This is a genomic window from Brevibacillus sp. BD137 (assembly GCF_041644655.1).
Taxonomy (GTDB): Bacteria; Bacillota; Bacilli; order Brevibacillales; family Brevibacillaceae; genus Brevibacillus; species Brevibacillus brevis_D.
Map to the genome: position 1 here is coordinate 21,158 of NZ_JAOTNO010000026.1, position 14,446 is coordinate 35,603.

Annotated in this window: 17 protein-coding genes; 10 read left to right on the plus strand and 7 right to left on the minus strand. The window is 48.6% G+C overall.

What is annotated here, in order from left to right; genetic code table 11:
• From ODZ53_RS28990 to ODZ53_RS29010, 5 genes are all read left to right on the plus strand, one after another.
• Positions 1-789: an SDR family oxidoreductase gene (locus ODZ53_RS28990; protein WP_372681830.1), complete on the plus strand. Its 789-nt coding sequence runs from the start codon at positions 1-3 to the stop codon at positions 787-789.
• 20 nt (positions 790-809) lie between these two features.
• Positions 810-1,301: a YajQ family cyclic di-GMP-binding protein gene (locus ODZ53_RS28995; protein ID WP_064200014.1), complete on the plus strand. Its 492-nt coding sequence runs from the start codon at positions 810-812 to the stop codon at positions 1,299-1,301.
• 92 nt (positions 1,302-1,393) lie between these two features.
• On the plus strand, positions 1,394-1,870 hold the full coding sequence (locus ODZ53_RS29000; protein WP_012686211.1) for a hypothetical protein: 477 nt from the start codon (positions 1,394-1,396) through the stop codon (positions 1,868-1,870).
• Positions 1,871-2,005: 135 nt separating this feature from the next.
• Entirely contained in the window at positions 2,006-3,664 is a 1,659-nt protein-coding gene (locus ODZ53_RS29005; RefSeq protein WP_372681832.1) for an AMP-binding protein, read from the plus strand.
• 116 nt (positions 3,665-3,780) lie between these two features.
• Positions 3,781-4,287: a GNAT family N-acetyltransferase gene (locus ODZ53_RS29010; RefSeq protein ID WP_372681834.1), complete on the plus strand. Its 507-nt coding sequence runs from the start codon at positions 3,781-3,783 to the stop codon at positions 4,285-4,287.
• Between the two features lie 75 nt (positions 4,288-4,362).
• Here the strand turns inward: ODZ53_RS29010 and leuD are convergent, their stop codons facing one another.
• Complete coding sequence (gene leuD / locus ODZ53_RS29015; protein WP_372681836.1) at positions 4,363-4,947, minus strand: 3-isopropylmalate dehydratase small subunit; 585 nt, start codon at positions 4,945-4,947, stop codon at positions 4,363-4,365.
• Positions 4,944-6,374 (minus strand): 3-isopropylmalate dehydratase large subunit, encoded by a 1,431-nt coding sequence (leuC, locus tag ODZ53_RS29020; RefSeq protein ID WP_372681851.1) that lies wholly within the window; start codon positions 6,372-6,374, stop codon positions 4,944-4,946. Before leuC ends, leuD begins: the two co-directional genes overlap by 4 nt.
• A gap of 114 nt (positions 6,375-6,488) precedes the next feature.
• Here leuC and ODZ53_RS29025 point away from each other — a divergent pair, with 114 nt between their 5' ends.
• Positions 6,489-7,376 (plus strand): LysR family transcriptional regulator, encoded by an 888-nt coding sequence (locus ODZ53_RS29025; protein ID WP_012686216.1) that lies wholly within the window; start codon positions 6,489-6,491, stop codon positions 7,374-7,376.
• Between the two features lie 29 nt (positions 7,377-7,405).
• Here the strand turns inward: ODZ53_RS29025 and ODZ53_RS29030 are convergent, their stop codons facing one another.
• Complete coding sequence (locus tag ODZ53_RS29030; protein WP_286176839.1) at positions 7,406-7,993, minus strand: class F sortase; 588 nt, start codon at positions 7,991-7,993, stop codon at positions 7,406-7,408.
• 133 nt (positions 7,994-8,126) lie between these two features.
• On the minus strand, positions 8,127-8,345 hold the full coding sequence (locus tag ODZ53_RS29035; RefSeq protein WP_012686218.1) for a hypothetical protein: 219 nt from the start codon (positions 8,343-8,345) through the stop codon (positions 8,127-8,129).
• A 151-nt stretch (positions 8,346-8,496) separates the two neighbouring features.
• Here ODZ53_RS29035 and ODZ53_RS29040 point away from each other — a divergent pair, with 151 nt between their 5' ends.
• Genes ODZ53_RS29040 through ODZ53_RS29050 form a run of 3 tightly spaced genes read left to right on the plus strand, consistent with a single transcriptional unit; the run spans position 8,497 to position 10,964 of the window.
• The gene (locus ODZ53_RS29040; protein ID WP_372681839.1) at positions 8,497-8,844 is read left to right on the plus strand and encodes a thioredoxin family protein; all 348 of its coding nucleotides are present in this window, start codon (positions 8,497-8,499) and stop codon (positions 8,842-8,844) included.
• A 33-nt stretch (positions 8,845-8,877) separates the two neighbouring features.
• On the plus strand, positions 8,878-9,786 hold the full coding sequence (locus ODZ53_RS29045; RefSeq protein ID WP_372681841.1) for an RluA family pseudouridine synthase: 909 nt from the start codon (positions 8,878-8,880) through the stop codon (positions 9,784-9,786).
• Between the two features lie 59 nt (positions 9,787-9,845).
• Positions 9,846-10,964, plus strand: a complete 1,119-nt coding sequence (locus ODZ53_RS29050) for a YheC/YheD family endospore coat-associated protein (RefSeq protein WP_087350273.1) — start codon at positions 9,846-9,848, stop codon at positions 10,962-10,964.
• 61 nt (positions 10,965-11,025) lie between these two features.
• Here ODZ53_RS29050 and ODZ53_RS29055 read toward each other — a convergent pair whose 3' ends face one another.
• The 3 genes from ODZ53_RS29055 to ODZ53_RS29065 form a co-directional block, all read right to left on the minus strand.
• Positions 11,026-11,826: a VOC family protein gene (locus ODZ53_RS29055; protein ID WP_372681843.1), complete on the minus strand. Its 801-nt coding sequence runs from the start codon at positions 11,824-11,826 to the stop codon at positions 11,026-11,028.
• Positions 11,827-11,910: 84 nt separating this feature from the next.
• Positions 11,911-12,363 (minus strand): GNAT family N-acetyltransferase, encoded by a 453-nt coding sequence (locus ODZ53_RS29060; protein ID WP_372681845.1) that lies wholly within the window; start codon positions 12,361-12,363, stop codon positions 11,911-11,913.
• Between the two features lie 18 nt (positions 12,364-12,381).
• Positions 12,382-12,873: an NUDIX hydrolase gene (locus tag ODZ53_RS29065; protein WP_372681847.1), complete on the minus strand. Its 492-nt coding sequence runs from the start codon at positions 12,871-12,873 to the stop codon at positions 12,382-12,384.
• 161 nt (positions 12,874-13,034) lie between these two features.
• Here ODZ53_RS29065 and ODZ53_RS29070 point away from each other — a divergent pair, with 161 nt between their 5' ends.
• On the plus strand, positions 13,035-14,399 hold the full coding sequence (locus tag ODZ53_RS29070) for a D-serine ammonia-lyase (protein WP_372681849.1): 1,365 nt from the start codon (positions 13,035-13,037) through the stop codon (positions 14,397-14,399).
• Positions 14,400-14,446 lie beyond the last annotated feature (47 nt).

The following is a 14,446-nucleotide window of genomic DNA, read 5'->3' on the forward strand; positions in this document are numbered from 1 at the left end:
ATGGATCTATTTTTGCAAGGAAAAACGGCTCTGGTACTCGCCTCGTCAAAAGGATTGGGGAAGGCAACAGCGCAGTGCCTCGCCCAAGAAGGAGCGAATGTCACGATATGCGGTAGAGATGAAGCTGCTCTGGAAATCGTTCGTGCAGAGATCGAACAGGCTACTGGAAAATCACCTCTTGCCGTAACAGTGGATGTGACGAAGGAAGAAGATATCAAGCGAGTTGTCGAAGAAACGGTCAAGCATTTTGGCAGCGTCGATATATTAATTAACAATTCAGGTGGGCCTGCAACAGGCAGATTCGATCAGCTCACCGACGAGCAGTGGATGCAAGCCTTCCAGCTAAATTTGCTTAGCTATGTACGTGCCATTCGTGCTGTTTTGCCGCATATGCGAGCGAACCAGTTTGGCAGAATCATCAACTTCGCCTCCTCGTCCTTTAAACAGCCAATTGAGAATTTGATTCTGTCCAATACGTTTCGTACAGGGGTATTGGGCCTTTCCAAGACGCTTTCGTCAGAACTCGGACCAGATGGGATTCTGATTAACACCATCGGGCCTGGCAGAATTGCGACGGATCGGGTGGCACAACTGGATGGGCTTACCGCAGAGGCGAAGAGCATCAGTGCAGATGAAGTTAGGGAAAATTGGGAGAAGCAAATCCCATTGGGCAGATACGGTCAGCCTGACGAGTTTGCTCGTATGGTAACGTTCTTGGCTTCGCCTGCAAACAGCTACGTGACAGGTCAATCCTTCCTCGTCGACGGTGGCTTGATCCGCGCGATCTAATAAAAGAGAGGGGAATTCCTTTGAGTAAAGAGAGCTCATTTGATATCGTGTCCAAGGTAGAGTTGGCCGAAGTGAACAATGCGATTCAGACCGCATTAAAAGAAATAGAAAATCGCTTTGACTTCAAAGGGAGCAAGAGCAGCATCTCCTTGGAAAAGGAAGAGCTTGTCCTCGTCTCCGATGACGACTTCAAGCTCAGTCAGGTAAAGGACATTTTGCTTGGCAAGCTCGTCAAACGGGATGTCCCGATCAAAAACCTCGACTACGGCAAAATAGAACCGGCAGCGGGTGGTACTGTCCGTCAGCGTGTCAAGCTGGTGCAGGGGATCGACAAAGACAATGCGAAAAAGATCAACAGCATCATTAAAGATACAGGACTCAAAGTGAAAACACAGATTCAAGACGATCAAATTCGCGTGACGGGAAAAAGCAAAGATGAATTACAGCAAATTATCAATGCGATTCGCAAGGCTGATCTGCCTTTGGAAGTACAATTTATTAACTACCGATAACTACTAGAAAAGTTTTTGCTTCTAACTCTCTTCATTCTCGCATATGCATGTACAAATAAGTGACAAGCACTTGCGAAAGGGAGAGTAGAGACATGAAGGTCTTTATTATCAGTATGCGCAATCTCATTTTGGGCGGAATTGTTTTCCTTGTAGTACTGGTGGCGGGCATCGTACTTCTGGTCAAAGACCCTCTGAGCGTCTCGGACTCTTATCGACCATCGGATCCAGCTGCCGCTGTTACAGCGAGCGCTCCCATGAACCAGCCAGCAGGGGCAGAAAAGCCGGCGGTGAATATGGAGGTCAAGGTGGATGGGACAACGGCAGAGGTATCCTTGCTAACACAGAACTTCACGTTCGTCCAGGATAATGGCGAATTGGCCGAGGCCCCAGTCTTTGGAGAGGGACACGCACATCTATACCTGAATGGCGAACCAAAAGGGATGATTTATCAACCAGAGTTTTTGCTGAAAAAGTTGCCAAAGGGAGAGCATGAAATTCGCGTAGAGCTCAACTACAGCAACCATCTGCCATACAAGATAGAGACTACGAAAAAAATCGTTGTGAAGTAAAACAGATCGCGTTCCAGAAAAGGGACGCTTTTCTTTTTGGGAGGAAGGAAAAGAAGGACCGTAATGGAAAAAGAAGGGATTGTGGTGAAAAAGAAGAATCCTACAGAATAGTCTGAATGTTTTGGGGGTGCTTGTATGATTCATATGACCACAATCGGCAACATGTTAGACGACACAGCCAGTAAGTATCAGGAAAAGGAAGCGCTGGTTTATCACGAACGAGGGCTTCGCTATACGTTTGGAGAATTTCAAGCGATATGCAATCAAGCAGCGCGAGGATTTATGTCTCTTGGCATTCAAAAAGGGGAAAATATCGCAATTTGGGCAACCAATGTGCCTGAATGGGTGATATCACAATTTGCCACAGCGAAAATGGGCGGTGTACTGGTAACGGTCAATACGAGCTACCGGGTACATGAACTGGAATATTTGCTGCGTCAATCAGAGTCGACGACGCTTCTCTTAATGGATTCCTATCGCGATGCGAATTATCTCGCCATGATTCAAGAGATTTGCCCGGAATTGCAGACCTGTGAACCTGGAGCACTACAATCCAAAAGGCTCCCGCATTTAAAAAATGTGATCTATCTAGGGGATGAGCAACAACCCGGAATGTTTTTGTGGAGTGATTTGCTCGAACGTGCTGCATGGGTCACGGAAGAAGAGCGGAACGCGCGCCAGGCGACGCTCTCACCAGATGATGTCATCAATATGCAGTACACATCCGGGACGACTGGCTTTCCAAAGGGAGTCATGCTGTCGCATGTCAATATCGTCAACAATGCCATCAAGGTAGCGGAATGTCAGCGGCTCGGGTTAGCGGATAAGGTGTGCATACCGGTTCCGTTTTTCCACTGCTTTGGCTGTGTGATGGGGACTTTGGCATGTGTGGCGACAGGTGCGACGATGGTTCCTGTCATCGCCTTTGATCCAGGTGTGGTACTTGCGGTTGTAGAAGCCGAACGCTGCACAGCATTGTACGGTGTACCCACGATGTTTATTTCGGAATTGAACCACCCGACGTTTGCCGAGCGTGACCTGAGCTCCCTGCGCACAGGCATCATGGCTGGTTCTTTATGTCCGATTGAGGTCATGAAGAAGGTCGTCGATCAAATGGGAATCCGTGACATTACGATAGCGTACGGACAAACCGAAGCTTCTCCCGTCATCACACAAACCGTCCCAGAGGACTCTCTCGAGCGAAAAGTATCGACTGTCGGTCGTCTGCACGCAGAGGTGGAAGCAAAAATCATCGATCCCGCGACAGGTGACATTTTGCCGCCAGGTGTACAAGGTGAGCTGTGCACGCGTGGATATTTGGTCATGAAGGGCTATTACAATATGCCAGAGGAGACAGTCAAGGCAATCGATCACGAAGGCTGGCTACATACCGGAGACTTGGCTACCGTAGATGAGGAAGGCTACTATCGGATTACCGGCAGGCTCAAAGACATGATCATTCGCGGAGGGGAAAATATTTATCCCCGTGAAGTGGAAGAATTCCTCTATACGCATCCAAAAGTGTTGGACGTCCAGATCGTAGGGGTACCTGATGTCAAATTTGGCGAGCAGGTGTTGGCGTGCATTCGGGTAAAGCCTCATGAAACGTTGTCGGAGGATGAGGTGCGGGACTATTGCGAAGGGAAGATCGCTCATTACAAAATCCCTCGCTACATACAGTTTGTAGACGAATACCCGATGACCGCTTCCGGTAAAATACAAAAGTTCAAGCTGCGGGAGCAAGCGATGGAGCTGTTTGGGCAAACCAATCCAAACCAGACGGGAACTGCATAGGATGAGGTTCAAGCGCTAGGGAGATGCTCCTGGCGCTTTTTTTAGATAGTTCTTTACTTTCGAGCAACTCTTGACTAAGATAAGTGGAAATCAAAATAGGAGAGGTGCAGCCTAGCATGGAAGTTAGATTTTTGGGACCAGATGATGCAGAAGAGTTGGTAAAGATTAGACTGGAAGGGCTGCAAACAGACCCAGACGCATTCGGCTCTACCTATGAAGAAGCAATGCAGGTAACGATGGAAGAGTGGCGGCAAAGACTTTCTCAAGGGGAGTCAGGTGATAGCGGCTATTTTGGTGCATTTGTGGGGGGAGAGTTGGCTGGTATCATCGGTTTTTTCCGCCACAGAGGGCTGAAATCGAAACACAAAGCTTCCATCGTCTCCATGTACGTTCGTGAAGCGTATCGCGGGACTGGTGTCGCACAAGCTCTGATGAAGGCAGAGCTAGCCTACTTAAAGAAGCGGGGAGATATCGATACGATACAGCTCGCTGTCGTCACGACCAATCCGGCTGCTATTCGTCTCTATGAGAAAATGGGCTTTCTTCCATATGGTTTAGAAAAGCGTGCATTGAAAAATGGCGATCAATACTTTGATGAGAGCCACATGTATATTCTCCTTTAGAAAACATGATAAAAGCGAAGGCACACATTCGTGGATGCCTTCGCTTTTTCTCTTCGCAATGCGATGGAGGGAAACTTAACGACTTGCCTCATATGCAGCGATCTTATCTTCGTACTGTAATGTAATTCCAATATCGTCGAGACCATTCAGGAGGCAGTAACGACGATAGGAATCTACCTCGAACGGGTAGGAGAGACCTTCATTGTCACGAACGACTTGTTCTTGCAAATCGATGGTCAGCTGATAGTTCGGCTTGTTTTCGGCACGGTTGAACAGCTCATCGACTTGCTCTTCGCTCAACTTGATTGGTAGGATGCCGTTTTTGAAGCAATTGTTGTAAAAAATGTCCGCAAAGGATGGAGCAATTACACAGCGGAAACCATAATCAAGAAGTGCCCATGGTGCATGCTCACGAGAGGAGCCGCAGCCAAAATTGTTGCGGGCAAGAAGGACAGTAGACTCCTTGTACGCAGGTGTATTCAGAATGAACGAATCGATTGGCGCACCATCGACAGTAAAGCGCCATTCGTAGAACAGGTATTGACCAAAACCGCTGCGCTCAATGCGCTTCAAGAACTGCTTAGGGATAATTGCGTCCGTATCTACGTTTACACGATCGAGTGGGGCTACCACTCCGGTGTGGATGACAAATGGATTCATTGGAAGACCTCCTTGCTAGCGTTCTCGCTTTTCCATTCTCGAACATCGACGAAGTGACCTGCGATTGCTGCTGCTGCTGCCATTTCCGGGCTGACCAGATGTGTCCGTCCGCCGCGTCCTTGACGTCCTTCGAAGTTCCGGTTCGAGGTAGAAGCACAACGCTCACCCTCCGACAGGATATCCGGATTCATCGCCAGACACATGGAGCAACCAGATTCGCGCCAATCAAAGCCAGCTTCTTGGAAAATGAGGTGCAAGCCTTCTTGTTCAGCGAGCTGCTTAACTGCCTGAGAGCCAGGAACGACCATCGCGTGTACGGAAGGGGAGACCTTGCGACCTTTTGCCACTTCGGCTGCTTTGCGCAAGTCCTCGATCCGACCGTTTGTACAGGAGCCGATAAAGACGCGATCGATTTTGATTTCGCTCATCGGAGTGCCAGGTGCAAGGTCCATGTACGCCAAAGCATCCTGTGCCGCTTTGCGCTGCGCGACTGTCTCGAATGACTCAGGGCTTGGAACGGTGCTCGTAATGTTCGTACCCATACCAGGGCTCGTTCCCCACGTCACTTGCGGTGCGATCTCGGCTGCCTCGATTTCTACACAGGCATCAAACACAGCGCCTTCGTCCGTGCACAGCTCTTTCCAAGCTTCGACAGCTGCAAGGAAATCTTCCCCTTGTGGAACGAATCGCTTGCCTTTCAGGTAGTCAAACGTAATCTGGTCAGGAGCGATTAAGCCGGCACGAGCGCCACCTTCAATCGTCATGTTGCACACAGTCATGCGTTCTTCCATGGTCAGGTTACGGATCGCAGCGCCTGTGTATTCTACGACGTAGCCAGTTGCAAAGTCAGTTCCGTATTTTGCGATAATCGCCAAAATTAAATCTTTTGCACTGACACCGAATGGCAGGTCGCCGTTTACGCGTACTTCCATCGTTTTTGGTTTGGATTGCTGCAAGCATTGTGTCGCGAGTACATGCTCCACTTCACTGGTACCAATACCGAAGGCGAGGGCACCGAATGCTCCGTGAGTGGAGGTGTGGCTGTCACCACAGACGATAGTTTTGCCTGGATGTGTGAGCCCGAGCTCAGGACCAATGACGTGAACGATCCCTTGATCTGGGCTGTTCAAATCCGCGAGTGTGATCCCGAATTCCTCACAGTTCGCCGTCAAGGTTTCCATTTGTTGACGAGAAATCGGGTCTTTGACATTAAAACGGTCAGCAGTCGGTACATTGTGGTCCATCGTTGCAAAGGTAAGCTCTGGACGTCGTACTTTGCGGCCAGCCAACCGAAGTCCTTCGAAAGCTTGCGGTGAAGTCACCTCGTGAACCAGGTGCAGGTCGATATACAAAAGGCTCGGCTTGCCTGCCTCTTCGTGAATAACGTGATTGTCCCAAATCTTTTCAAACATCGTACGGGCTGTCATCATGTTTTCCTCCTTCGTTCAAAAACTCTTAACAACGTTGTAACATGGCAAAGAGAATAGTTCAAAGATATAATAATTATAAGAAGGATAGTTTTTGCCTATCGGGAGGTCTATATGGAGTTACGACAAATTCGTTATGTACTTGCTGTTGCGGAAGAACGCAGTTTCTCCCGGGCAGCCAATCGATTACATTTGGCCCAACCGTCGTTGAGTCAGCAAATTGCGAAGCTGGAGAAAATACTCGGTGTCAGCTTGTTCCATCGCTTGCCGCAGCACGTAGAACTGACTGATGCAGGCCAGCGCTTTATACAGGTGGCGCAAACGCTTGTCGACATGTCAGAGGGTCTAGAGCGGGAAATGAGAGCTTATGCGGTAGGAGAAAGCGGCAAATTGCTTGTAGGAAGCTTGCCGATCACAGGGGCGTACGTGCTGCCAAGGGTGTTGCCTACGTTTACCAAACAATTTCCCGGCGTCGAGCTGCAATTGATGGAGGAAACGTCGAGTCATTTGGAGCAGCTGCTCGTACGGGGGAAAATTGATGTCAGCCTATTAACTATGCCCATCAGTGATCCGTCTCTGGAAATCATTCCCGCGATCAACGAAGAAATCTTTTTGGCGGTACCAGCCAATCATCCACTCGCGAAACGAAAAGAAGTCGATCTCGCAGAGGTAGCCGATCAGCCTTTTATCCTGTTAAAAGAAGGACAAGGCTTCCGCACGATTTCACTTCGGCTCTGTGAGCAGGCGGGATTCCGACCGCGAATTGTGTTTGAGAGCTCGAACATCCAGACAGCTCAGTCACTTGTTGCAGCAGGCATGGGGTTGTCGTTTGCACCGAAGATGATTACACTCGCACCCGGAACGATCGAACCCCCAACTTATGTGCGGATAAAAACAAAACCTTCACGCACACTCGTCGTGGCTTATCGGAAGGACAAACCGTTGTCACGCCCGGCTGAGGCATTTGTGCAATGTCTCATCGAGCAGGGTGGAAAAATTTAAAGGCAAACAAGAAAACCCAGTCGCCGCATTCATTTGCGAACACTGGGTTTTTCATCTTGGAGCTTTGTATCTTGAACAAGTTCGGAAAAGACGACGAGCCTGCGAGCGTGCTCCTGTGTTTTCTTGTTGAATTTACCGGAGCAGGTAATCAAATTCAGATGGGAGCTCTCTGCATTCCCGAAAATCTGATCGATGGGAGCTTCGGCCGTCTGGAAGCTTTCTACTCTGCGAACTTGGAAGGTAAGCGTTTTTCCTTTTGCTTCACGCACGGTGATTTTGTCACCGGGCTTTAGTTTTTTCAGATGGTAAAAAACAGCTGGACCCGTATAATGATCAAAATGACCGGCGATCACTGCATTCCCCTTCATTCCGGGCTTCGTCCATGGCGACAAAATACCCACGCGATCAAAAGCCTTTGGGACATCCATTTGCCCATTCGGTAAAACGCCGACAGGTTCTACACGAGCTTGCAGGTTCAGTTTCGGAATATGTAGAAGTGTTGGCATGATTCCGTCTGGAAGAGGAGGGGCAGGAAGGAACGTGGGTTGAGGTGGCAGCGAAGGACCATAAACGGTAACCGTTTGTTTGATATAGATAGGCCCTGCTGGTTTTTGCATGGTACTTTCGATTTTAGGAGCTTCGACAGGTTGTTGAGTTGTATGGCCGCAACCAATTGTAACCAAACTAATGAATAGAAGGGACCCAAGAAGTTTTTTCATAAGTTGCAAAGAAAAGGGGGAAGATCCCCCTTTAATTGCTTGCTCCACCCATACCAGTTTTCGGCAGAGCCTTGATATGCGCTTTGCCTTTATGTGCTTTGGTTTTCATATGGTGAGCCTTGGTCTTCATATGATGCGCTTTTGTTTGTACCTTGTGGTGTTTTTTGTGACCGTCATGTGTTGCGGCAGACACAGGAATTGCAGTAGTTACCAAGCATGCAACCATCAACAAAGCAGCGAATTTCTTCATGAGTAGCACCTACCTTAAAATTTTTTGGGGTTACAAGAGATAGGATTTCCGTTTGCTCATTTGTTAGTGATGGCAATTGTTTCTCCTAAACGTCCCAAACAGCCCGTGCCTGTGGTACACTATTTCCAAATCATTCTGGGAGGAAGATAACATGAGAGAAATTAAGACAGAAGCTGAGTTCGAACAAGTAATCGCAGCAGCCAAGCCAGTCATCGTCAAATTCTTCACGGATTGGTGCCCAGATTGTCATCGCATTGATCCATTCATGCCTGCCGTGGAGGAAAAATACAAAGAACAGCTGGATATGATCGAAGTCAACCGTGATACTCTCCCGGACCTGTCCGAAAAGTACGATGTCTTCGGGATTCCGAGCTTTATTGCGTTCCACAATGGAAAAGAACTGGTTCGATTCGTCAGCAAGCTCGGAAAAAGTCGTGAGGAGATCGAGCATTTCCTGGATCGTGCTATTCAAGTCAGTAAAGGAATCGAGCAAGCGTAATTGCATGAACATAGAACAGGGAGATAGACAGAAATGTTATACATGAAAAAAGAAGGGGAATGGCTCGTGGCTCACCTCCGAGACAAAGATGATGCCATCCAGATTGGGAACCTGCTGCGCGAAGAGTGGAAGCTGCCTCGCAAGCAGGTCCATCTTTTATTCCAACACAAAGAAGTACTACTGGATGGGGAACCTGTCGCCCAGCATGTTGTAGGTAAAGCAGGGCAGGAAATTCGTCTGCGGATGTGCAAGCCAGAGCCATTGGGACTTGATCCGGCCAGTGAAGCGCCGGAGATCTTGTACGAGGATGATCATTTGCTCATCGTGAATAAGCCGGTTGGTCTTCTGTTACATCCGACCGAACGCTACCATCATGTGACGTTGGATCATCTCGTGTCGGGGCACTTTTTCCGTACAGGTTTGGAAGCCAAGGTCCGCCATGTCCATCGACTGGATCAGGATACGTCAGGCGTTGTTCTGTACGCGAAGCATCCGTGGGCCTCTGCCCTGTTAGATGAAATGCTGCGTGAGCGCACAATCAAGCGTACCTATGTCGCGTATGTTTCGGGACAAATGCCCAAAGAGCGCGGGAAAATCAATGAACCCATCGGAAAAGATCGGAATCATGGGACGCGCAGAAGGGTCACACCTAACGGCGATCCAGCGATTACCCATTACCAGGTGAAGGAACGCTTTCAAACAGCTACGAAAGTAGAATGTCAATTGGAGACGGGGAGAACCCATCAAATTCGCGTTCACTTCAGTCATATTGGGCACCCGCTTTTAGGGGATGAACTGTATGGTGGGAAGCGCGAACTCATTAAGCGACAAGCGCTGCACGCAGCCGTGCTCAAATTTGAGCATCCATTCGGGGGAGAAGTCATCGAAGTCACGGCCCCGTTGCCACTCGATCTGTTTCACTTGGAAAAGAAGCTGAGATAATCGCCATTTGATGTAGGAATGAATAAACTGCCAAGGAGGAAACGAGAGAGGGTGGTCTTTTGAAACGACCCATAATCGGCATCTTGACTTGGCGGGAAGGCAAACGCTTTGCAGAGCCAACCTATTTTCGGCGACTGCTCAAGGCTGGACAAGAACTGGGCTGTACCGCTTTCCTATTTTCACCAAACGATGTCCTTGGAGCTGGCAAGCAGGTGAGAGGGTATGTCCCGGGGAGCAATGGTGGCTGGCAAGCAAGAATATTTGACCGTCCAGACGCTGTATTCGACCGATACCGCTATACACCAACACAAGCGTTTAAGAACTATGTGGCCTTTCGGCGGACGAGTAATTTTTTGTATGCAAACAATCGCTTGGCAAACAAATGGCGTGTACATGAGGTGCTGCATCGGGACCCGAGAATGCATCGCTGGCTTCCGGAGACACACCTGTACAACCGACAAAGCCTGGTGAACATGTTAGGCAAGCATCCGTTGCTCTATGTAAAGCCACTCAATGGAACAGGGGGACGAAACATCCTGTCGATTGAAAAGCGTGGCGACGAACTTCGACTACTCGGTCGTAACAAGCAAAGGGCGAAAGTATCCACAGTGGTAAGAGACAAAGCCGCCGCCCAGAGATGGGTAGACCGTTGGACGAGACAGGAGAAATACATCGTGCAGCAAGGGCTTCGATTGCAGTTGGTTCCTTCGCGGGCAGTAGACATGCGCCTCTTGATTCAAAAGAATGGGGAGGGTGAATGGAGCATTACAGGTCATGGGATTCGCGTGGGTCCAGAACGCAGTGCCACCTCTAATCTGCATGGCGGCGGAAGAGCTATCCCTGTATCGGTATTTCTCCGACCGAGGTTTGGGGAGGAGCGTACTGCGCAGATCGTGCATGATTGCGAGCAGCTTGCTTTTCAAACAGCGGAAACACTCGAGGATCATTTTGGACGGATGGTTGAATTTGGACTGGATATTGGCATCGATGTAGATGGTCGCGCCTGGCTGATCGAAGTGAATCCCAAGCCAGCGCGGGAAATTTTCCGGGAGATGGGGGCAACGGGGCAGTACAAAAATGCCATTACCCGCCCTCTTGAATACGCCATCTACCTTGCGAAAACACAAGGACGCGAAGGACGCGAGCCACTTTTGAAGAGAAAGGTCGCCCGAGGATAGCGTGAAAGCAGAACAGCGGCAGTAGGGACAACGTCTGAAGTCCTCGTCTGCCGCTGTATTGCTAGGTGGAGATAGAAAGCGGTAATTGCAATTTGCTCGGGATGTCAGGAGCGAATTCGGGTGTATGGATAACCGAAAACGAGTATCCTTTCTTGACGAACGTCAACTCTTGAGCATCCGAGTGGAAGAGGACGTTGCTTTTTTCAAATCGTCTCCGCACTTTTTGTAGGAACGTTTGGTCAGGTGTTCCAAAAGTGACGTGCATTTTCGGTGGCAACGCTTTCATGGCAATGGGGATCCAAGGCCTGTTTTTCCATGTGGCTACAATATGTGCCGTTCCGCCGATAACGAAGTTAAAAATATCGCCATCCTCGTATGTTTTCATGCTGAGATTCGATTTTAGCCATTGCGTAAAAACAGGTACACTTTCCACAGGACAGCCCACTTCCCGTAAATACAGAATGTGCAGGGGAGTGGATGGCTCGACGACCTCCTCTGACACATACTCGTGGGCAATAAGCTCAAGAAGATTCCCGTCACCATCACGGAAATACAGGTTCAGCCGTCCTTTTTCCTCATCAATGTCATGCCCATCCTCCCATCGAACAATCAAAAGACCAGATTCTTTGATCTTTTTCGCTGATTCATGAAACAGGGAATAAGGCACTTGAAAAGCAATATGGGCGGGGGATATCGGTTCATACACTTCTACAAAGGTTAAACGAAAATCGGGCGTGACTTGAAACGTAATCTGTTTGTCTGATTGAGATGAAATCGGAAAGCCGAGACGGTCTGCGTAAACCTGATGTACTCCTTGGATGGACACAGTTTGTAAGGTTAATTTTGAAAAGTGCGTGATCATCTGGCATCACCTTTTCCTATACAAAGATAACATAATATAAATTATGTATACTCATTCAGTTCACACTGTTTCTAGACAATCATCTCAAATATCTTGAGAGAGGCGAACCATATCTACCACTTGAATCCCGTTTTCGTAAATTTCTTCCTCATAATGCCGCAAGAAAAAGTCCCGATCGATCCAACTCATCCGAAATCCACATTTTTGATAAAGCGCGAGCTGATCCACACTAGAATTCCCTGTGCCGACCTCGATCGTCTTATAACCGAGAGATTTGGCTACTTCAATGGAATGAAGAACGAGCTTTTTGCCAATGCCCTTGCCATGATGGGCCTCATCAACGGCAACATTTACAAGCTCAATCGTATCCGGTCTGGTTGGTATCAGGACGTACACACCTACGATGCTCTCCTCCATAACAGCGACGTAGCAGTGGCCTCTTTGTAAATAATCGTTCACCAATCTGACAGAGGGGTCAGCCAAAAAGAGTAAATCCATTGGTGGTTGTTCTTGTGCTGCAAGCTTGCGAATTTCCATCCGTGTTTCTCCTCCGATTCAAGTGGTTACCGGCTTTGGCAATGAAGCTGTTTCGTAGTTGACAACCAGTTTATTTTCGTAGGTAAAGATATGCTGACAAGGTTCATCCTCTTCCAACATGTGAGGTAAAAACGTGGGAAGGTTTTCTGGGACGCCAGCATTGTCAGGGTCCAAGACCCACGCTAGCTCTTTCCAGTCAAGTATGCCTTCTTCCACGACCTGTGGGGTTTGAGAGCGCTCGTAGTCTTCTGGAAGATGAGCGAGAAATGCATACATACCGCCCGTTTCAACTCCATCGACTCGCCAAGAGACAATTCCTTTGTAGCAAGCGGTTTCTAGCAAAATGCCCGTCTCTTCCCGAACCTCGCGAAGAACACTGTCCAGCGGAGTCTCTCCGTGCTCTAGCTTACCGCCTACGCCATTCCATAGCCCCATTAACGGTGATTTGTTGCGATTTAGCATGAGTATTCCATTTCTATGTTTGAGAAAGCATATGGTATAGCGATACATGTTATCACTTTCCTTTTTGTTACAGTCAACTTCTTTAACGACCATTGTATCAAAGGTGTGGATTCAGCAGTTATTTTTATTTGGTTTTTCGAGAGAAATTTCGTACTATTTCGTTATAATAACAAAAAAGAGTGGAAGGAAGAATAGGGGGCTCGTTCAAGATGGGAGACAATGAAAAGGTGGAAGGGTTAACAATCGAGGAGTGGAAAAGGAAATATCCGCTTCTTCCTAGCATGATAAAGACCGATGAAGTTTTTTGGACGAACCCTGGTTATGACGAGATCGCAAAAGCAACTCTCTCGGTTACGCCTGAGGAGGTCCAGGATGCCGAAGAACGTTTGCGGCGTTTTGGCTCGTTCATTCAATTGGCATTTCCCGAGACGAGCGCTGCTGGTGGACTGATTGAGTCCCCACTCGTTCCGATAAAAGAGATGCAAAAGCACCTAGAGGCTCGCTTTGCATTGAATATTCAGGGGAATCTCTGGTTAAAATGCGACAGCCATTTGCCTATTGCAGGTTCGATCAAAGCTCGGGGCGGCATCTACGAGGTGCTGGCACATGCTGAAGAATTGGCCCAAAAGCATCAGATGCTGCAACCGGACAATGATTATGCTATTTTGGCCACAGATGCGTTCCGTGAACTGTTTTCCCGTTATTCCATTGCAGTAGGCTCGACAGGAAATCTCGGCTTGAGCATCGGGATCATTAGCGCGAAGCTCGGTTTTCAAGTCACTGTTCACATGTCAGCGGACGCTAAAGCATGGAAAAAGGAATTGTTGCGGGCAAAAGGAGTCCAGGTAGTCGAATACGCATCGGATTATGGAAAAGCGGTGGAAGAGGGCAGAAAGCAGGCGGAGGCCGACCCGAATTGTTATTTCATCGATGATGAGAACTCCAAGCGTCTATTCCTCGGCTATGCAGTCGCAGCCGGACGATTAAAGAAACAGGTAGAGGAGCAGCAAATCACAGTAGATAGCGATCACCCGTTGTTTGTCTACCTGCCGTGTGGGGTGGGGGGGGGTCCTGGCGGCGTGGCGTACGGATTGAAGCTTATCTACGGAGACAATGTTCATTGCTTTTTTGCGGAACCTACCCATTCGCCCTGCATGCTGCTAGGCTTAATGATAGAACTGCATGACAAAGTTTCCGTTCAAGACTTTGGTATCGATAACAAGACAGAGGCGGATGGTTTGGCTGTTGGCCGTCCTTCGCGATTCGTAGGGAAAACCATGGAAAATCTGCTCAGTGGTGTATATACAGTCGCTGACGAAGAGCTATATGCCTTATTGCGTGCCTTGCGTGATCTCGAATCCATTCGATTGGAGCCGTCTGCGTTGGCTGGCATGCCAGGACCTGTTCGATTGTTTCAGCAGGAGGCAGGGCGTCACTACTTGGTGAAGCAAGGGCTAACGGAAAAAATGAAAAAAGCGACCCATATTGTATGGGCGACGGGCGGAAGTATGGTGCCGGAGTCTATTCAGGAAGAATATTATGCAAAAGCTCTGGATGAGAATGGGGAAAAATAAGCATCGAAATGATACAGAAAGCCCGGGTCACTCCCCGGGCTTTTCAT

Coding starts and splice junctions, on each gene's coding strand:
- ODZ53_RS29040 (WP_372681839.1), top strand. CDS start 8,497: ATGAGAGAAATTAAGACAGAAGCTGAGTTCGAACAAGTAATCGCAGCA.
- ODZ53_RS28990 (WP_372681830.1), top strand. CDS start 1: ATGGATCTATTTTTGCAAGGAAAAACGGCTCTGGTACTCGCCTCGTCA.
- ODZ53_RS29030 (WP_286176839.1), bottom strand. CDS start 7,993: ATGCAAAAACCAGCAGGGCCTATCTATATCAAACAAACGGTTACCGTT.
- ODZ53_RS29010 (WP_372681834.1), top strand. CDS start 3,781: ATGGAAGTTAGATTTTTGGGACCAGATGATGCAGAAGAGTTGGTAAAG.
- leuC (WP_372681851.1), bottom strand. CDS start 6,374: ATGACAGCCCGTACGATGTTTGAAAAGATTTGGGACAATCACGTTATT.
- ODZ53_RS29005 (WP_372681832.1), top strand. CDS start 2,006: ATGATTCATATGACCACAATCGGCAACATGTTAGACGACACAGCCAGT.
- leuD (WP_372681836.1), bottom strand. CDS start 4,947: ATGAATCCATTTGTCATCCACACCGGAGTGGTAGCCCCACTCGATCGT.
- ODZ53_RS29045 (WP_372681841.1), top strand. CDS start 8,878: ATGTTATACATGAAAAAAGAAGGGGAATGGCTCGTGGCTCACCTCCGA.
- ODZ53_RS29025 (WP_012686216.1), top strand. CDS start 6,489: ATGGAGTTACGACAAATTCGTTATGTACTTGCTGTTGCGGAAGAACGC.
- ODZ53_RS29035 (WP_012686218.1), bottom strand. CDS start 8,345: ATGAAGAAATTCGCTGCTTTGTTGATGGTTGCATGCTTGGTAACTACT.
- ODZ53_RS29070 (WP_372681849.1), top strand. CDS start 13,035: ATGGGAGACAATGAAAAGGTGGAAGGGTTAACAATCGAGGAGTGGAAA.
- ODZ53_RS29060 (WP_372681845.1), bottom strand. CDS start 12,363: ATGGAAATTCGCAAGCTTGCAGCACAAGAACAACCACCAATGGATTTA.
- ODZ53_RS29000 (WP_012686211.1), top strand. CDS start 1,394: ATGAAGGTCTTTATTATCAGTATGCGCAATCTCATTTTGGGCGGAATT.
- ODZ53_RS29055 (WP_372681843.1), bottom strand. CDS start 11,826: ATGATCACGCACTTTTCAAAATTAACCTTACAAACTGTGTCCATCCAA.
- ODZ53_RS29065 (WP_372681847.1), bottom strand. CDS start 12,873: ATGTATCGCTATACCATATGCTTTCTCAAACATAGAAATGGAATACTC.